The following is an 18983-nucleotide window of genomic DNA, read 5'->3' as shown; positions in this document are numbered from 1 at the left end:
GCGGACGAGAGAGGCAAGCAACGCAGTATGCGAGCGTTTGTCAACAGTCTGAAGCCGATGATTTTTGTCATCGGCTTTCCTTATTATTGCTTTAACCCTTGCTCTAATGTTGAGAGCATTTCTTGTTTTTCATCTTGGCTCGCGTTTTGCCAGATTACTTCAAATAATACTCCTAATCCCGGGAGCATTTTTTCTTCGCCACTTTGAATGGCATCTACAATAGTATCCTCTAATTCCGCTTGAGAATTTCCAGAGACATTATGCTTAACAGCATGTCTTAAGTTCAAGTTCATTTACAAGCACACCTTTCGTATGTAACTTTTCTTTTGTATCTTTTACGGTATCCGCCTTTTTTATGTATTTACCATAGGATATAATGGAAAAAGAATTAGCTAAAAGGAGCAATTAATACGTTGAAACGAATTGAATCAAATAAAAATCCTCAAATTAAGCAATGGAAAAAACTACATACGAAGAAAGAACGTGACAAGACTGGAACTTTTATGATTGAAGGCTTTCATTTAGTAGAAGAGGCTCTAAAAAGTGATGTTGTCATCAGAGAATTGATTATTAGTGAAACAGTTGACATCCCCTCTAGCTGGAATGTAGATAATCTATCTATCACAATTGTGACAGAAAAAATAATGCAAGAAATAAGTGACACAGATACCTCACAGGGAGTAGCTGCGATTTGTGACCAATATTCTGTAAAAGAAGATGGGCAGTTCTCAAGGTTGTTATTAGTAGATGCTGTACAGGATCCAGGTAATCTAGGCACAATGATTCGAACTGCAGATGCTGCAGGAATCGACGCTGTGATTATTGGTGAGGGGAGCGTTGATGTCTATAATTCAAAGGTAATTCGTTCTACACAGGGCTCGATTTTTCATATACCTATTGTGAAGGAAAATTTACAAGAAACGATTGATGGGCTTAATCAAAATGGTATTAAAGTCTATGGAACATCTTTAAAGAACGCAGTCGACTATAAACAAGCACCTGTCGAAGAGTCCTTTGCATTAATAGTCGGAAATGAAGGAAATGGCGTGCAACCAGCATTACTGGAGAAAACAGATCAAAATCTCTATATTCCAATCTACGGAAAAAGCGAGTCTTTAAATGTTGCAGTAGCAGCGGGGATTTTACTTTATCATTTGCGGTAAACAGGGGGGAGTAAAATAATCGACTTTTTCGGAGGCTCAATTGTAGGTGAACCGTTCCATTGGTTATCTTTTTCACATGTCGTGATGATGGGCTTGCTTTTAGTCTCGGGTTTTGTGTTATTTCTTTTTAGAACCAGACTTACAAAAGGAAAATCAGTCATTCGATATACATTGGCATTATTTTTATTAATTAGTGAGCTGTCTCTTTATGTTTGGTATGTATATACGGGAGTGTGGGATCCAATCGATTCTCTACCATTCCAGCTATGCTCGATTTCGCTTTTTTTGAGTATTATCATGTTACTGACTAAGAGCCACCTGTTATTTGAAGTAACCTATTTCTTAGGCATAGGTGGTGCCCTACAGGCTATGCTTACACCGGAACTCGCCTATGACTTTCCACATTATCGTTATTTTCACTTTTTCTTAGCTCACATCGCGATTATTCTAGCAAGCCTGTACATGCTTTGGTATGAGAATATTAGGCCCACTTTCAATTCTGTTTGGAAGGCATTTGCTGCTTTGAATGTCATTGCATGCATCGTCTTTTTTATCAACAAAGCAACTGGTGGAAACTATATGTTTCTTGCTCGAAAACCAATAAACCCAAGCCTAATTGACTTTCTTGGTCCGTACCCTTGGTATCTCTTATCCTTGGAACTAGTCGCGTTAATCATGTTTTTTATACTCTATCTCCCATTTATACGAAAAAAGAATTAAAATGGGTTTGATTTGCACCTCGAAGATACGTATAATATAATTTATATGCTTTACATATTATCTGTGATTTAAAAAGTCGACGAATCAGAAGCGAGAAGGTCAAGGAACTCGCGGCTTGAGGACCGGAGCGTAGGTTATGAATACGTGAGGGCTGGAGAGGCCGAGTGACGACGAGATTCGGAGCTTATCATTTGGTGACTTTTTAAACATCATATCGAAAAAACAGTGAAAGAGAACAGTAACTTTCCACTCACTATTCAGGGAGAAAATGCCGTGACTGCAAGCATTTTTATAGAAGAAGAAAGTGAATTCACCTCTGGAGTTGGCACTTGGACCGTCTGAACAAATGGCGTAAAGGTGTACCGGCATTTGCCGTTATTGAAACGAAGTGAGCAATTACTTTTTATGTAGTTGTTAACAAGGGTGGTACCGCGAATCTAAACCTCGTCCCTTTTTTGGGATTGAGGTTTTTTATTTTGTCTTATTGTCTAGCTCCAGGTGCCATCGGCTCGAGGTCACAAGTCAATCACTTCGGAAGGCAAAAAGCGTTTTCTGTCAGAGCATGTCTTGTGCTTGTCGCCGATGAACGGGCGCCTTGCGCTTTTCTAATAAAAAGGAGGAAAAAACAATGCAAGAAAGATTACTTGAGCTGAAAGAAGAAGCTCTTGCAAAAGTAGAGGCCGCAACGAATCTCAAAGAATTAAATGATATTCGTGTGGCGTATTTAGGTAAAAAAGGACCGATTACGGAAGTACTAAGAGGAATGGGTAAGCTTTCCGCTGAAGAACGTCCAAAAATGGGAGCACTTGTTAATGAAGTCAGAGAGCAAATCACTGAAAAACTAACTGCAAAACAAGAACTACTTGAAAAAGAAGAAGTCGAAAGAAAATTAGCTTCCGAAACAATTGATGTTACACTTCCGGGAAGACCGATTAAAGTAGGAGGACCTCACCCACTTACTAAGGTTATTGAAGAAATTGAAGATTTATTCCTAGGGATGGGTTATTCCATTGCCGAAGGACCTGAAGTTGAAAAGGATTATTACAATTTTGAAGCTTTAAATTTACCGAAAGACCACCCAGCAAGAGATATGCAGGATTCATTTTATATCACGGAGGATATTCTCCTTCGTACCCAAACATCTCCTGTTCAAGCGAGAACAATGGAAAAGCACGAAGGAAAAGGACCTGTAAAGATCATCTGTCCAGGTAAAGTATACCGCCGTGATAATGATGATGCGACCCACTCTCATCAATTTACACAAATCGAAGGATTAGTTGTCGATGAGAATATTCGAATGAGTGATCTTAAAGGAACCCTTAATACTTTTGCGAAAAAGATGTTTGGTGAGGACCGTGAAATTCGTCTACGCCCAAGCTTTTTCCCATTCACTGAGCCTTCAGTAGAAATGGATATCTCATGCTTTAAGTGTGGCGGGGATGGATGTAATGTATGTAAGAAGACAGGATGGATTGAAATTTTAGGTGCTGGTATGGTTCATCCAAATGTCCTTGAAATGTCAGGATTTGATTCAAAGAAATATACTGGATTTGCGTTCGGTATGGGCCCAGAACGTATTGCAATGTTGAAATATGGTATTGATGATATTCGTCATTTATACACAAATGATAATCGTTTCATCAAACAATTCAATCGGGCTTAAGGAGGGAGAAAGAGAATGTTTGTTTCATATAAATGGTTGCAGGAATACGTTGATTTATCAGGAGTAACGGCAGAAGAATTAGCAGAAAAAATTACGAGAAGTGGAATTGAAGTTGAAGGTGTCGATCATTTAGGCGAAGGCATTAGCGGGATTGTGGTTGGTCATGTATTAGAATGTGAACAACATCCCAATGCTGACAAATTAAATAAATGTCTCGTTGATGTAGGTGAAGGTGAGCCTGTTCAAATTATTTGTGGAGCACCAAACGTTGCGAAAGGCCAAAAGGTCGTAGTCGCAAAGGTAGGCGCTGTTTTACCGGGTAATTTTAAAATCAAAAAGGCAAAGCTTCGTGGTGAGGAGTCAAATGGAATGATTTGTTCTCTTCAAGAGCTTGGTTTTGAATCAAAACTTGTTTCAAAGGAATATGCTGAAGGAATTTTTGTATTCCCACATGAGGTAGAGCCTGGAACAGACGCAATTACTCAATTAAATCTTGATGATAAGGTTCTTGAACTTGGACTAACACCAAATCGTGCTGATGCGATGAGCATGATGGGAGTTGCATATGAGGTTGCGGCTATTTTAGGAAAAGACGTAAAACTACCACAACCCAATGTAACTACTACATCGGAAAAAGCGGATGATTACATTTCGATTTCAGTTGAAGCGAAGGAAGATAATCCATTATATGTAGCACGTGTAGTGAAGAATGTAAAAATTGGTCCATCACCATTATGGCTTCAAACACGCCTGATGGCTGAAGGAATTCGTCCACATAATAATGTAGTCGACATTACAAATTATATTTTATTAGAATATGGTCAACCATTACATGCGTTTGATTATGACCGACTAGGTTCTAAAGAAATTCTCGTTAGACGTGCGAAAAATGGAGAAAAAATTACGACATTAGATGATACAGAGCGTACATTAACTGATGAACACCTTGTGATTACCAATGGAACTGTTCCAGTAGCACTTGCAGGTGTAATGGGTGGAGCGAATTCTGAAGTTAAAAATGACACAACAACCGTTTTAATCGAGTCTGCATTTTTTACTGGAAGTACAATCCGTAAGTCATCTAAAGATCACGGTTTACGTAGTGAAGCTAGTTCACGCTTTGAGAAGGGGATTGATCCAAACCGCACACGAGAAGCAGCGGACCGGGCAGCTGAACTTATGGTAGAGCTTGCTGGTGGTGAAGTTCTTGACGGTGTTGTGGCTGTTGACACACTTGATATTCAGCCAGTCAATGTATCTGTATCACTTGATAGAATCAACAAAGTGTTAGGTACTGCTATTTCAAAGGAAAAAGTAGAGGAAATTTTCACAAACCTAAAATTCTCATATAGTGTTGATAATGAGATTTTCCATGTTACTGTACCTACTCGCAGACCTGACATTACAATTGAAGAGGATCTAATTGAAGAAGTAGCACGACTATACGGATATGATGAATTGCCAACAACTCTTCCAGTTGGAGAATCAAATCCTGGTAGATTAACGGAATATCAAGCAAAGCGCCGTTTAGTTAGAAGATATTTAGAAGGTGTCGGATTATACCAAAGCACCACATATTCACTTACAAGTGCTGAAAAAGCAAAAAAATATGCATTAGAAATAAGTGAACCAATTCGTTTAGCCATGCCAATGAGTGAAGAACGTGCACTTTTAAGGTTAAGCCTTCTTCCGCATTTATTAGAGGTTGTTTCACATAATCTAGCTCGTCAAATTGATAGTGTGGCGACTTACGAAACTGGCTCTGTATTCATTGCGAGACCGAATCAAGAACTCCCAGATGAAAAGGAACACTTAGCGATTGCTCTGACTGGTTCATGGTTATCACCAACATGGCAAGGCGAGAAAAAAGCGGTGGATTTCTATGTTGTGAAAGGAATTTTAGAAGGGCTTTTTGAAAAGCTGGGTCTTGAGAACAGAACTTCATTCCTACAAGCAAGAGTTGAAGGGATGCATCCTGGACGAACAGCTACCGTTTTATTAGATAACAAAGAAATTGGGTTTGTTGGCCAAGTTCATCCAAATGTCCAAAAAGACTTAGATTTAACGCCAACGTATGTAGTTGAATTATCATTAAAGGATGTTTTAGAAGCGGATGTTGAAGAAATCCTTTATAATCCAATTCCACGATTCCCGTCTATGACTCGTGATATTGCACTTGTTGTCGATCAATCAGTGGCTGCTGGTGACATGAAGCAGGTCATTATTGAAGCGGGAGGTAAGTTACTTCGCGATGTTACAATCTTTGACCTTTATGAAGGAGAGCGTATGGAGCCTGGTAAAAAATCAGTTGCTTATTCAATCAAGTATTTTGATCCAGAACGTACGTTAACTGAAGAAGAAGTAACAAAAGCACATGATAAAGTACTAAAAGCTGTTGCTGAAAAATTTAATGCAACATTGCGTTCATAATAAAAAATGGAGTGGGTCCAAAGTGACCACTCCATTTTTTATGTCTAGATTCAGGCGCTATCGGCTCGATGTCATAAGCCAATCGCTTCGGAAGGCAAAAGGCTCTTCTGTCAGCGCTAGTCTTTGGCTTTCTTATACTCCAGCTATTTTCTTTGCTTTTTCTGTATTTGCAAAATGAAGCTTTGTGAAGCTGCGTAGTGCACCTATACCTTGCTTTTTGATCAGTTTAGCAGCCACTACATCAACCTGGGCTCCAGCGCCCTTTTTTAACTCAAGCCCAGCCTTTTCACTTAGCTTATCAAATTCCTTAATGAAAGAATACCTTGCTATGATTGAGGCGGCGGCGACAGATAAATGAACCCCTTCAGCCTTTGTGCTGAAATAAACATTGTCTTTTATGATCTCCTTTTGACCGGACAAATGCTTGAAATACACATCAGGAACAGCGAATTGATCGATTAAAATTCCGTCTGGTGTAGCAGGTGCCATTTTTCTTAGGACATGCCCAATTGCTTGGTTATGTAGTAATGCCTTCAATTTTCCTTGTGTCATGCCTTTTGCTTGGAGTTCATTGTATTTTTCATTATATAAAATTAATAAGCTATATGGAATCACATGAATAATCGATTCAGCAATTTCACAAATTTGTTTGTCATTTAAATCCTTGGAATCTTTAACCCCAAGTTCCTTTAGTAAAGCAAACTTATCTTTCGAAACATATGCTGCAACAACAGTCATTGGCCCAAAATAGTCGCCTGTTCCAACCTCATCAGAGCCGATCATCGATAGTGTTCCAATATGAGGTGGCAAGCCACTATTTTTTGCAACAGATTTCTTATTAGGAGTCGTTTTAGTAGAAGTTTCTGAACTTCCCCATTTTTCTGCTTCCACCGTAGCGCCATTTCCTTGAAATAACACTTTGCCAGATTTATATGCTGTAATGGTGCAGCTTGGTAGTTTAGCGACAAATACCCCACCCTGTGGGACCTTATCTTGTAATTGATTTTTATATTGTAATTTCATTTTTTCAATGGTACCGGGGGTACACTTTAGGACAGTATTAGACAAAAATAACTTCCCCTTTACATAATAAGAGATTATTCTTTATAATCTATCATAACGTTTGTTGAGATTTCTTTCCATAAATATCGTGTTCATGGTATTATTATCAGTAGTACGTGTTCAAAAAGGAGGATGAAAAGGACCACGTCGACAAGAACGCCACGTCCTGTGGCATTGTCGACACTAGCACATCCTGTGCGTCGAAAGTTCGAGGCGGCGAAGCTTTGAGCACCGGAACGTATGCTATTAATACGTGAGGAGCGGAAAAGCGAGCCAACGAAGAAATTCGACGAGTCATTTTCACCGGACTTTTTTGAACATCCTTTTGTAGGATTGACTAGAATGGAGGCCAACTACTTGTCACAGCCACAAAAAACAAGAACAACAGTAGATATATATGGACAGCAATATTCGATTATCGGCTCTGAGAGCACAAGCCATATACGCCTTGTGGCCTCAATTGTCGATGATAAAATGAGAGAAATTAGTAGTAAGAATTCCTCACTTGATATTAATAAACTGGCAGTATTAACAGCCGTTAATATAGTCCATGAACATTTAAAGCTAAAAGAAGATTATGAAGTGCTTGAAAAACAGTTAGAACAAGCAAAAAATGAAAAGGATTGACGTGAAATGTTCGATTTAGTCTTAATAATCATCCTTTTAATGGGATTTATAATTGGGTTAAAAAGAGGGTTTATCCTCCAAATCGTTCATCTTACTGGGTTTATTGTTGCATTTATTGTTGCATACCTCTATTATGATGAACTTATGCCAAAATTAGTATTATGGATTCCATATCCAACATTTGGTGATGCCGATACCATGAAGTTTTTATTTGAAAGTACGAATTTAGAAACTTCTTATTATCGTGCAATTGCCTTTGCCATTATTTTCTTTGCAACAAAGTTCCTTTGGCAAATCATTGGATCGATGCTAGACTTCCTCGCAAATCTACCACTTCTAAAACAAATCAATGGTTGGGCTGGAGGTTTACTAGGTTTTGTCGAAGTATATTTAATTGTCTTTATCATCCTTTATATTGGAGCGCTTCTCCCTGTAGAAATCGTTCAGTCTAATCTCAATGATTCATTCATGGCTAAAATGATTGTCCAACATACCCCGTTTTTTACAGGTAAAATCAAGGATATGTGGATTTAACTTCTCTCTAACAGAGAAGTTTTTTTTATGAAAAACAGCTTTTAACCCACAAAAAGTGACTTTTTCACAAAAAATCTGTATCATTTTGGATAGAAGAAATACGCCTTTGCGCCGATTTTATTTGACTTGTTCGAGAAAATCGTGGCATCCGCCCGGGCTAATATTAATCAGTCGGGATTTAAACCCCAACAGATTAATATAAAACGTATGGAATAGGTAGGTGGTCACAATGAAAATCAATAAAAAAGATGTAATCCGTCTTTTAGAAACAATTGCGATTTATATGGAACTTAAAGGGGACAACCCATTTAAAATATCAGCCTTTCGAAAAGCTGCAGCAGCCCTTGAGAATGATGACCGAAGCTTATCGACGATCGATGACTTCACAACATTACCTGGAATTGGTAAAGGAACAGCAGCTGTGATAACAGAATATATCGACACCGGAGAATCAACTGTCTTAAAGGAATTGAAAGAAATGGTACCAGAGGGTCTCATTCCTTTACTGGACCTTCCAGGACTTGGTGGAAAAAAAATAGCCAAGCTATATCAGGAACTTGGCATTGAAGATATGGAAATGCTGAAACAAGCATGCCTAAATGAAAAAATTCAAAAACTAGCAGGCTTTGGAAAGAAAACAGAAGAAAAAATACTTGCTTCTATTGAGGAATTTGGTAAACGACCAGATCGGTTACCGATTGCTTTAATGCTTGCACTAGCTGAAGATATCGAAAAACAGCTAAGTACGATGGATGGAATCATTACATTTTCCCGAGCAGGTAGCCTTCGTCGGATGAGAGAAACAATTAAAGATCTTGATTTTATTATTGCAACGAATGAACCTGAAAAAGTGCGAGAACAGCTTTTACAGCTAAACGGCATTAATGGCATTATAGCAAGTGGAGATACAAAGGTTTCCGTCCAAATTTCATACAGCTATGATATTTCGGTCGATTTTCGTCTTGTGAAACCACATGAATTCGCAACGACTCTTCACCATTTTACGGGAAGCAAAGATCATAATGTGAGAATGAGGCAACTTGCAAAAGAACGTGGTGAAAAAATAAGTGAGTATGGCGTAGAAAATAGTGAAACAGGTGAAATAAAAACCTTTGAAACAGAAGAAGAATTCTACCAATATTTCGGACTCACCTTTATCCCACCAGAGCTAAGAGAGGATGGCTCCGAGGTAGATGCTTTCCAAAAGAAAGTGGAACATATTCAGCTCGAAGATATAAAAGGTGATCTCCATATGCATACATCGTGGAGTGATGGTGTCTACACCATCGAGGAAATGGTAGAAGCTTGCAGGAATAAAGGCTATCGTTATATGGCGATTACAGACCACTCCCAATACTTACGTGTGGCAAATGGGCTAACACCTGAGCGTTTATTAGAACAACACAAAGAAATTAAAAGATTAAATGAAAAATATGACGATTTTACAATCTTTACAGGTGTTGAAATGGATATTCTACCAGATGGTAGCCTTGATTATAACGACGAAATTATCAGGGATGTCGATGTCGTAATCGCATCGATCCATTCAAGCTTTTCTCAGCCAAGAGAGAAAATCATGCAGCGCTTAAAAACCGCTCTAGAAAATCTCCATGTAGATATTATCGCACACCCTACAGGTAGGATTATCGGGCGTAGAAAAGGGTATGACGTAGATGTTGATATGTTAATTGAGTTAGCAAAAGAAACGAATACAGCTTTAGAACTAAATGCGAATTTGAATCGTTTAGATTTATCATCAGAATATATTAAAAAGGCACAGGAAAAGGGAGTAAAACTAGTCATTAACACAGATGCACATAATATGGACATGCTAGAGGATATGGGATATGGCGTTTCCGCTGCAATAAAAGGGTGGATTAAAAAGGAGAATGTCATTAATACATGGGATAAGGATGAGCTAATCGCTTATCTAAAACGAAATGTATAGGATTAAAAAGGATTCTTTATGTTGAAGCAGTTGGTGCAGGAAGGGAGTTACAGCATGCAACCACGAGTTTTAAAGGTATTAGAGTTTGATAAAGTGAAGGAGCAGCTCAAACAGCATGTCTCATCCTCATTAGGAAGAGAAAAGGTAGATAAAATGATTCCATCTACAAATGTAGAGGAGGTTATTTTTCTGCAGGAGCAAACAGATGAAGCTGCTAAAGTACTGCGTTTAAAAGGAAATGTTCCGCTAGGAGGATTAACAGATATCAGAGCCCCCATAAAACGTGCTAGCATCGGTGGAGCTTTAAATACAATGGAGCTATTAGATATTGCAGGCACGATTTATGCCGGACGTCAAATGAAGAAATTTATAGAGGGCATGATTGTAGATGATATTAGTCTTCCTATATTAGGGGAAATAGTTACAAGCATTACTCCCTTATTTGAGCTTGAGCAAAAAATAAAGAATTGTATTGATGATAATGGTGTGGTCATGGATGGTGCGAGTGACAAATTACGTGGAATTCGAAGCCAGCTCCGAAGCAGTGAAGCAAGAATTAGGGAAAAGCTTGAACATATTATACGTTCGTCAACTGCTCAAAAAACACTTTCTGATGCCATTATTACGATTCGAAATGATCGATATGTAATCCCAGTTAAACAAGAATACCGTGGAACATATGGTGGAATCGTTCATGACCAATCCTCTTCTGGTGCCACATTATTTATCGAACCTCAATCAGTGGTTGAGCTAAATAATGTATTGCAAGAGGCGAGGGTAAGAGAAAAACAAGAAATCGACCGCATTTTACTTGAATTGTCAAATGAAGTAGCAACTGATGCAGAATCACTTTATCAAAATGTAGAGACACTTGGTGAACTTGATTTTATGTTCACAAAGGCCGGCTACAGTAAAAAAATAAAAGGCTCGAAACCAAAAATTAATGGCAATGGCTATGTCCTTATTAAAAAGGGGCGCCATCCATTAATTGATCCACAAGAAGTAGTTCCTAATGATATTGAGCTTGGTAAGGATTATACTTCAATCGTGATAACTGGTCCAAACACAGGTGGTAAAACCGTGACAATAAAAACAATCGGTTTATTAACCATTATGGCACAATCAGGCTTGCAAATTCCGGCACAGGAAGAGTCAGAGATTGCTGTTTTTGAATCTGTATATGCTGATATCGGAGACGAACAATCGATTGAACAAAGCTTAAGTACGTTTTCATCTCATATGGTAAATATTGTGGATATTTTAAAACGGGTCGATGAAAATAGTCTAGTGCTTTTTGATGAATTGGGAGCGGGAACCGATCCGCAGGAAGGGGCTGCACTTGCAATTTCGATACTTGATGAAGTCTATAACCGTGGTGCGAGGGTAATCGCAACAACGCATTATCCAGAGCTTAAAGCATATGGTTATAATCGAGCAGGAGTTATTAATGCAAGTGTCGAATTCGATATAGAAACATTGAGCCCGACTTATAAGCTATTAATTGGAGTACCAGGTCGAAGCAATGCATTTGAAATTTCAAAACGTCTTGGACTTTCAAATACAATCATACATGCAGCAAAAAGTCATATTAGCTCTGAAACGAACACAGTTGAAAATATGATCGCGTCTTTGGAACAAAGTAAAAAGGATGCCGAGCAAGAGCTTGATGAAGCAGAAGAAATCCGTAAACAAGCTGAAAAACTTCATAAGCAACTACAACAACAAATCATCGAATTTAATGAACAGCGTGATAAACTATATGAAAAAGCTGAACAAAAAGCAGCGGAAACGGTTGAAAATGCAAAAGCTGAAGCAGAACATGTCATTCGTGATCTACGTAAAATGAAGCTTGAGCAACAATCGCTTGTCAAAGAACATCAATTGATTGATGCAAAAAAACGTTTGGAAAATGCTGTTCCAAAGCTTACAGAAAAAACAAATAAACAATCTGTTGCAACGAAAACGAAGAGAAAGCTTGTTCCTGGAGACGAAGTGAAGGTAATAAGTTTAAATCAAAAGGGTCATCTAGTTGAAAAGTCAGGAAATAATGAATGGCAGGTCCAAATCGGGATTTTAAAAATGAAAGTAAAAGAAAAAGACCTCGAGTTTGTAAGTAGCCCCAAACCAGTGGAAACAAAGCCGCTTGCAACAGTTAGAGGTAAAGATTATCATGTGAGTCTTGAGCTTGACCTACGTGGTGAACGCTATGAAGATGCACTAGCAAGAGTGGAAAAATACATTGATGATGCTTTATTAGCGGGGTATCCACGTGTTTCCATTATTCATGGAAAAGGAACTGGTGCCCTAAGGCAGGGAGTTCAAGAATACCTGAAAAATCACCGCTCTGTAAAATCAACAAGATTCGGGGAAGCCGGAGAAGGTGGAACAGGCGTGACTGTTGTAGAACTCAAATAAACATGAATGAAGTGCAATCTCTAATAGGGAGAGAAGATGATGGAGCAATTTTGGGATAATGAATATGTTTTAACAGCCGCTAACTACAGTGTGGTTATACTGTGTATGGTTCTGTTTATGGCCATATTTGAATTAGTCACCAAATATAAAAATTGGGAAGAAATCCAAAAAGGTAACCTGTCAGTTGCAATGGCAACCGGGGGGAAAATCTTCGGAATCGCAAATATCTTTCGCTATTCCATCCAAAACCATGACTCACTATTCGTCATGATTGGCTGGGGCGTATTTGGATTCTTCCTCCTATTAATCGGCTATTTTATTTTTGAATTTTTAACTCCTAAGTTCAATATTGATGTTGAAATCCAACAAGATAATAGAGCAGTAGGGTTCATATCCATGATTATATCCGTGGGTCTCTCTTATGTAATCGGCGCTGGGATCGGAAATGGTGGTTTTTAGACATGGAAAAGCTAGCGAAAATTTTGTTAGTTGTTAGTGGAATCTTTGTGGTGGTCGGAATATTATATCTCTTTTTATAGGCAAAAGGGCTGAATGGAATAACCATCAGCCCTATTTATATGCCATAAGTATGACCTATAAAGTAACAACAATTCATGAATGTAATTGTCACGGAATATTCATTATACTATAATGAATATAAATGGTTTGAAAATTCAAACTGGTCACTGAATACGTCTTCGTATTCTTAATAAAATGATAATAAGGGAGGTTTTTAGATGGAGTTAGAAAGGCCGTGGTTAGCAAATTATCCGAAGGAAATTCCACATACGCTTGAATACGAAAACATTCCGATTCAAACGTATTTGAAACGTACAGCAAAGGAATATCCTCAAAAAACTGCCGTTCATTTTCAAGGAAAAGAATTAACTTTTTCACAGGTGTACGAAGAGTCTTTGAAGCTTGCAAACTATTTGGTGGAGCAAGGGATCAAAAAAGGAGATCGTATTGCCATCATGTTGCCAAACTGTCCCCAGGGTGTTATTGCCTATTACGGTGTGTTATTTTCTGGTGCAATTGTTGTCCAGACGAATCCTTTGTACACAGAAAGAGAACTTGAATATCATCTAAAGGATTCGGGCTCAAGAGCTATTATAGCATTGGATATCCTTTTTCCACGCGTCTCAAAAGTGAAAGCGCTAACACGACTTGAACACATTATTGTGACTGAGATTAAGGATTATCTACCTTTCCCTAAAAATATGATTTATCCTTACATTCAAAAGAAGCAATATGGTATTGTAGTTAAAGTTGAACACGAAGGTACGAACCACTTGTTTAGGGAAATTATGAAAAATTCCGAGGCAAAAGAAATTAATATTGAAATTGATCCAGAAGAAGACCTAGCATTGTTACAGTATACAGGAGGAACAACTGGTTTTCCAAAGGGAGTAATGTTAACTCATCGTAATTTAGTTGCAAATACAGAGATGTGTTCAAAATGGATGTACAAATGTAAAAAAGGTGAAGAATCTGTATTAGCAATACTGCCATTTTTCCATGTATACGGTATGACTACTGTGTTAAATCTTTCGATTATGATGGCTTCCAAAATGATTCTTATGCCAAAATTTGATGTAGGGGATACATTAAAAACAATTCATAAGCTGAGGCCAACTTTATTTCCAGGTGCACCAACAATGTACATTGGGTTATTGAATCATCCTGACCTTAATAAGTATGATTTATCTTCTATTGATTCGTGTATTAGTGGTTCTGCAGCATTGCCACTTGAAGTTCAAGAGCAATTTGAAAAAGTAACGGGTGGAAAACTTGTAGAAGGCTATGGATTATCGGAAGCCTCTCCTGTAACACATGCAAATTTGCTTTGGGGTCATCGTATAAATGGTAGTATTGGATTACCATGGCCAGACACAGATGCAGCTGTGCTTTCAATGGAAACAGGTGACCCTGTCGGATTTGGAGAAATTGGCGAAATCGCCGTAAAAGGTCCCCAGGTCATGAAGGGATATTGGAATAAACCAGAGGATACGGCAGCCACATTTCGGGATGGCTGGTTATTAACAGGTGACTTGGGCTATATGGATGAGGATGGATTTTTCTATGTAGTAGATCGTAAAAAGGATATGATTATTGCAGGTGGATTTAATATATACCCAAGAGAAGTGGAGGAAGTCCTATTTGAATATGAAAAGATTCAAGAGGCTGTTGTTGCCGGAATTCCTGATCCATATCGAGGTGAAACAGTAAAGGCATATGTCGTTTTAAAAGAAGGTCAACAATGTACAGAAGAAGAGCTTGATAAGCATTGCCGAAAGCATCTAGCTGCCTATAAAGTTCCCAGAGTGTACGAATTTAGAAAGGAATTACCTAAAACAATTGTCGGTAAAGTACTGCGACGAGTATTAGTGGAAGAAGAAAAGGCAAAAAGAACAAAAGTTAATTAAGAATTAGGATCAATCAGCTCAAAGACATCTATGTATGAACATAAGCTATCGAGCCATGATGTGAGCCTATGGCTCTCTTTTCTTTTCCGAATGAAAAGAAACCAATTAGAAACATATCAAATTAAATAATATATTCTTGACAGTTGTTGTTTTAAGTTTTATCATAGAAATATGAATGACTATTCATTCATTTTTCTGAAAGGAAGTAAGATCTTGAAAAAAACAACAAAACCAAAATATAAGCAAATCATAGACGCAGCAGTAGTTGTCATCGCGGAAAATGGTTATCATCAATCTCAGGTCTCAAGAATTGCAAAACAAGCAGGCGTGGCAGACGGGACGATTTATCTTTATTTTAAAAATAAAGAAGATATTCTTGTGTCGTTATTCCACGAAAAAATGGGAGAGTTTATTGAAAAAATTGAAGCTGAGATAGCAGGAAAAACGAGCGCAGCAGAGAAGTTATTAACATTAATAGAAAAACATTTTGAGCTTTTATCTGCTGATCATCACCTTGCAATCGTTACACAGCTAGAATTAAGACAATCAAATAAGGAATTAAGACACCGAATTAATGAGGTCCTAAAAGGATATTTACGAACAATCGAAACCATTATCCAATTTGGGGTCGAAAACGGTGAGTTTAATCCAAATCTTGATGTCCGGTTAGCACGACAAATGATATTTGGCTCAATTGATGAAACAGCAACCACATGGGTTATGAACGAACAAAAATATGATTTGTCAGCATTGGCGAAAGATGTTCATGCCTTATTAGTAAATGGTTGTGGAAAGACACACCTCTAGTTATCTTTTAGAGGTGTGCTACATACATATACATAATTAGGAGGGATGCAGATGGAGTTTTTGAAAGTAAAAATTGACGAGTATATCGCTACAATTTCCTTTAATCGTCCTCCAGCAAATGCATTATCAACCGCTGTTTTGAAAGAGCTTACAAGTTTACTAGAGACACTAGAGTCTAATGATGCTGTACGAGTTTTAGTTATACATGGGGAGGGTCGATTCTTCTCAGCTGGAGCAGATATAAAAGAGTTTACAACAATCAGCTCAGGAGAAGAATTTTCGAATCTTGCAAGAAAAGGTCAAACCTTATTTGAAAGAATGGAACGATTCCCAAAACCGATTATTGCAAGTATCCATGGAGCAGCTTTAGGAGGTGGGCTGGAGCTAGCAATGGCCTGCCACTTCCGTCTCGTGAGCGAAAAAGCAAAACTTGGCTTACCAGAACTGCAGCTTGGACTTATCCCTGGATTTGCAGGAACAGCACGCTTACCACGTTACGTTGGAATTGCTAAAGCTGCTCAAATGCTGTGGACAAGTGACCCGATAAGTGGCGTTGAGGCAGTCCAGTATGGTTTGGCAAATCAAGCATTCCCAGAAGAAAAACTTCATGAGGAAACGATGGAGATTGCAAAAAAAATTGCACAAAAAAGCCCTTTAGGGATAAAAGCAACTATTGAATTATTAAATTCAATGAAAAATGAACAATATGATGCAACTGTTAATCGAGAAGCTGTTTTATTCGGTGAAATGTTCGTCTCTGAGGATGGACAAGAAGGCATATCTGCCTTTATTGACAAGCGACAGCCGACGTTTAAAGGGAAATAATAGATAACAAGTGTTTAGGGAATACACAAAGTTTTTAAAAAGATTGTTGCTTTTAGATAAAAAAGTCCAAACCTAGTTGATTGGAGCGAAGGGCGGCGACTCCAGCGGGAAAAGCGTGAGACTTGAGACCCAGCAGGAGCGAAAGCGACCAGGAGGCTCAAGCCACGCCCGCGGAAAGCGTCCGCTCGTAGCCGAATCAACGATATAAAAAACAACAAAGTTTGACAAATCTACAAAAAAGCACAGAAAACTTAGGAGGGAAACACATGAACATCTTTGTTTTATTGAAAAGAACTTTTGATACAGAAGAAAAAATCGTTGTTAATAATGGGCAAATCAGTGAAGATGGGGCTGAATTTATTATTAACCCTTATGACGAATATGCGGTTGAAGAAGCAATTAGGCTCCGTGATGCAAATGGTGGCGAAGTAACGGTTGTAACAGTTGCTACGACTGATGAAGCTGATAAAGAATTACGTACAGCTTTAGCTATGGGTGCAGATAAAGCTGTAATGATTAATACAGAAGATGATCTAGAAGATGGAGATCAGTACACGACAGCAAAAATATTAGCTGAATACTTAAAAGATAAGGATGCCGATATCATTTTAGGTGGAAATGTTGCAATTGACGGTGGTTCGGGTCAGGTCGGTCCACGTGTTGCAGAAATTTTAGATATTCCTTATGTAACGACCATTACAAAACTTGAAGTGGACGGATCAAAAGTAACAGTCGTTAGGGACGTTGAAGGGGACTCTGAGGTTATCGAGACTTCTTTACCACTACTTGTTACATGTCAACAAGGACTAAATGAGCCTCGTTATCCATCTTTACCTGGAATTATGAAAGCGAAGAAAAAGCCACTTGATGAGCTTGAGTTAGATGATTTAGATTTAGATGAAGATGATGTAGAAGCAAAAACAAAAACAATTGAAATCTATCTTCCACCTAAAAAAGAAGCGGGTCGAGTGCTCGAAGGTGAATTAGAAGATCAGGTCAAGGAACTAGTATCACTTCTTCATAATGAAGCAAAGGTAGTTTAACCGAATCTGAAAAAAATGTTTTTTGTATGCGATTTCAAAAATTTCACTCAACTAATCTAGGGGGTTAGGCATAATGTCAAGAAAAGTTTTAGTTCTAGGGGAAGCACGAGATGGTGCATTACGTAACGTATCCTTTGAAGCAATTGCAGCAGGTAAAACAGTGGCTGAAGGTGGCGAAGTCGTTGCAGTTTTAGTAGGAGACTCTATAAGTTCGTTAGCAAATGAATTAATCCATTACGGTGCCGACAGGGTAGTAACAGTAGAAGATGAAAAATTAGGATCCTATACTCCGGACGGTTACTCTCAAGCTTTACTAGCTGTTATTGATGCCGAATCACCAGAAGGATTAGTATTTGGCCATACTGCATTGGGTAAAGACCTATCACCCAAAATTGCAAGTAAACTTAATTCTGGTTTGATTTCAGACGTAACGGCAATTGAAAGTGTTGGTGGAAATATTGTCTTTACTCGACCTATTTATTCAGGTAAGGCATTTGAAAAGAAAATTGTGACAGATGGATTGATGATCGCAAGTGTTCGCCCAAACAATATTACCCCACTTGAAAAAGACGAATCGCGTACTGGAGAAGTTTCGTCTCTATCCGTTGACATTAAAGATTTACGTACAATTGTAAAGGAAGTGGTTCGTAAGGCAACGGAAGGTGTTGATTTGTCAGAAGCGAAGGTTGTGATTGCAGGTGGACGTGGAGTAAAAAGTGCAGAAGGTTTTGAACCATTAAAAGAATTAGCAAATGTACTTGGTGGGGCAGTAGGTGCTTCCCGCGGTGCATGTGATGCTGATTACTGTGACTACTCCCTTCAAATTGGTCAAACAGGTAAGGTGGTTACACCAGATTTGTATATCGCTTGTGGTATTTCTGGAGCCATCCAGCACTTAGCTGGCATGTCGAACTCTAAAGTTATCGTAGCAATCAACAAAGATCCGGAAGCAAACATCTTCAAGGTTGCGGACTACGGTATTGTTGGAGACTTATTCGAGGTAGTGCCAATGCTTACAGAAGAGTTCAAGAAACTAAAGGTAAATGCATAATGCGTAGTGAAGCGAGCTAACTAGCTCGCTTTATGTATGGGGAATTTTTCTATTTACCTTTTTAAAAAATCTGGTATACTAATCAAGCGATGAGCTGAATTGCATAAGTCGATTAGACACGCCTATTGGCAAGCACTATGTGGAGTGCTGTCTCTCGCCGCAATACGCAAAAAGACGTCCTTCTGGGCGTCTTTTTCTATTTTGCATCTTCTGTTTCCATACATATCAGCTTAAAAAGTTGGGGAAGATGATTATGAATGAGGTTTAAT

16 protein-coding genes and 1 other annotated feature are annotated in these 18983 nt (G+C 38.4%); of the genes, 14 read left to right on the top strand and 2 right to left on the bottom strand.

The features are described 5' to 3' along the window. Positions 1-83: 83 nt before the first annotated feature. Entirely contained in the window at positions 84-293 is a 210-nt protein-coding gene (sspI, locus tag RGU12_RS16845) for a small acid-soluble spore protein SspI (RefSeq protein WP_309537091.1), read from the bottom strand. Positions 294-413: 120 nt separating this feature from the next. Between sspI and RGU12_RS16840 the strand changes: the two genes are divergently transcribed. The 4 genes from RGU12_RS16840 to pheT all read left to right on the top strand — a co-directional run bounded on the left by RGU12_RS16840 (position 414) and on the right by pheT (position 5976). Continuing rightward, the gene (locus RGU12_RS16840) at positions 414-1163 is read left to right on the top strand and encodes a TrmH family RNA methyltransferase (RefSeq protein WP_309537090.1); all 750 of its coding nucleotides are present in this window, start codon (positions 414-416) and stop codon (positions 1161-1163) included. 15 nt (positions 1164-1178) lie between these two features. Beyond that, complete coding sequence (locus RGU12_RS16835) at positions 1179-1883, top strand: YwaF family protein (protein ID WP_309538271.1); 705 nt, start codon at positions 1179-1181, stop codon at positions 1881-1883. Between the two features lie 216 nt (positions 1884-2099). Further along, positions 2100-2338 (top strand) — a binding site (T-box leader). Between the two features lie 173 nt (positions 2339-2511). Further along, positions 2512-3546, top strand: a complete 1035-nt coding sequence (gene pheS, locus RGU12_RS16830; protein WP_309537089.1) for a phenylalanine--tRNA ligase subunit alpha — start codon at positions 2512-2514, stop codon at positions 3544-3546. A 15-nt stretch (positions 3547-3561) separates the two neighbouring features. Then, on the top strand, positions 3562-5976 hold the full coding sequence (pheT, locus tag RGU12_RS16825; protein WP_309537088.1) for a phenylalanine--tRNA ligase subunit beta: 2415 nt from the start codon (positions 3562-3564) through the stop codon (positions 5974-5976). A gap of 132 nt (positions 5977-6108) precedes the next feature. Here pheT and rnhC read toward each other — a convergent pair whose 3' ends face one another. Continuing rightward, positions 6109-7044, bottom strand: coding sequence for a ribonuclease HIII (gene rnhC, locus RGU12_RS16820; RefSeq protein WP_309537087.1), 936 nt, complete (start codon positions 7042-7044; stop codon positions 6109-6111). 351 nt (positions 7045-7395) lie between these two features. Here rnhC and zapA point away from each other — a divergent pair, with 351 nt between their 5' ends. From zapA to RGU12_RS16770, 10 genes are all read left to right on the top strand, one after another. Continuing rightward, positions 7396-7665 carry a cell division protein ZapA gene (gene zapA / locus RGU12_RS16815; protein ID WP_309537086.1) on the top strand — a complete coding sequence of 90 codons (270 nt, stop codon included), beginning with the start codon at positions 7396-7398 and terminating at the stop codon, positions 7663-7665. 6 nt (positions 7666-7671) lie between these two features. Beyond that, on the top strand, positions 7672-8199 hold the full coding sequence (locus RGU12_RS16810) for a CvpA family protein (RefSeq protein WP_116351705.1): 528 nt from the start codon (positions 7672-7674) through the stop codon (positions 8197-8199). Between the two features lie 229 nt (positions 8200-8428). Beyond that, positions 8429-10147, top strand: coding sequence for a DNA polymerase/3'-5' exonuclease PolX (gene polX, locus RGU12_RS16805; protein WP_309537085.1), 1719 nt, complete (start codon positions 8429-8431; stop codon positions 10145-10147). Between the two features lie 54 nt (positions 10148-10201). Next, positions 10202-12562 (top strand): endonuclease MutS2, encoded by a 2361-nt coding sequence (locus tag RGU12_RS16800; RefSeq protein ID WP_309537084.1) that lies wholly within the window; start codon positions 10202-10204, stop codon positions 12560-12562. A gap of 39 nt (positions 12563-12601) precedes the next feature. Further along, positions 12602-13021 carry a DUF350 domain-containing protein gene (locus RGU12_RS16795; protein ID WP_309537083.1) on the top strand — a complete coding sequence of 140 codons (420 nt, stop codon included), beginning with the start codon at positions 12602-12604 and terminating at the stop codon, positions 13019-13021. 278 nt (positions 13022-13299) lie between these two features. Further along, positions 13300-14988 (top strand): long-chain-fatty-acid--CoA ligase, encoded by a 1689-nt coding sequence (locus RGU12_RS16790; RefSeq protein WP_309537082.1) that lies wholly within the window; start codon positions 13300-13302, stop codon positions 14986-14988. 213 nt (positions 14989-15201) lie between these two features. Then, positions 15202-15795, top strand: a complete 594-nt coding sequence (fadR, locus tag RGU12_RS16785) for a fatty acid metabolism transcriptional regulator FadR (RefSeq protein WP_483867254.1) — start codon at positions 15202-15204, stop codon at positions 15793-15795. Between the two features lie 51 nt (positions 15796-15846). Further along, complete coding sequence (locus tag RGU12_RS16780; protein WP_309537081.1) at positions 15847-16620, top strand: enoyl-CoA hydratase; 774 nt, start codon at positions 15847-15849, stop codon at positions 16618-16620. A 266-nt stretch (positions 16621-16886) separates the two neighbouring features. Next, positions 16887-17663: an electron transfer flavoprotein subunit beta/FixA family protein gene (locus RGU12_RS16775; RefSeq protein WP_309537080.1), complete on the top strand. Its 777-nt coding sequence runs from the start codon at positions 16887-16889 to the stop codon at positions 17661-17663. A 73-nt stretch (positions 17664-17736) separates the two neighbouring features. After that, complete coding sequence (locus RGU12_RS16770) at positions 17737-18714, top strand: electron transfer flavoprotein subunit alpha/FixB family protein (protein ID WP_309537079.1); 978 nt, start codon at positions 17737-17739, stop codon at positions 18712-18714. Positions 18715-18983 lie beyond the last annotated feature (269 nt).

Source organism: Ferdinandcohnia sp. QZ13 (assembly GCF_031324165.1).
Taxonomy (GTDB): domain Bacteria; phylum Bacillota; class Bacilli; order Bacillales; family Bacillaceae_L; genus Ferdinandcohnia.
The sequence above is the reverse complement of the archived record's forward strand: the minus strand, read 5'-3'. Positions and strand labels throughout refer to the sequence as shown.

Coding starts and splice junctions, on each gene's coding strand:
- RGU12_RS16790 (WP_309537082.1), top strand. CDS start 13,300: ATGGAGTTAGAAAGGCCGTGGTTAGCAAATTATCCGAAGGAAATTCCA.
- RGU12_RS16780 (WP_309537081.1), top strand. CDS start 15,847: ATGGAGTTTTTGAAAGTAAAAATTGACGAGTATATCGCTACAATTTCC.
- RGU12_RS16795 (WP_309537083.1), top strand. CDS start 12,602: ATGGAGCAATTTTGGGATAATGAATATGTTTTAACAGCCGCTAACTAC.
- sspI (WP_309537091.1), bottom strand. CDS start 293: ATGAACTTGAACTTAAGACATGCTGTTAAGCATAATGTCTCTGGAAAT.
- RGU12_RS16800 (WP_309537084.1), top strand. CDS start 10,202: ATGCAACCACGAGTTTTAAAGGTATTAGAGTTTGATAAAGTGAAGGAG.
- polX (WP_309537085.1), top strand. CDS start 8,429: ATGAAAATCAATAAAAAAGATGTAATCCGTCTTTTAGAAACAATTGCG.
- RGU12_RS16770 (WP_309537079.1), top strand. CDS start 17,737: ATGTCAAGAAAAGTTTTAGTTCTAGGGGAAGCACGAGATGGTGCATTA.
- RGU12_RS16810 (WP_116351705.1), top strand. CDS start 7,672: ATGTTCGATTTAGTCTTAATAATCATCCTTTTAATGGGATTTATAATT.
- pheS (WP_309537089.1), top strand. CDS start 2,512: ATGCAAGAAAGATTACTTGAGCTGAAAGAAGAAGCTCTTGCAAAAGTA.
- pheT (WP_309537088.1), top strand. CDS start 3,562: ATGTTTGTTTCATATAAATGGTTGCAGGAATACGTTGATTTATCAGGA.
- RGU12_RS16775 (WP_309537080.1), top strand. CDS start 16,887: ATGAACATCTTTGTTTTATTGAAAAGAACTTTTGATACAGAAGAAAAA.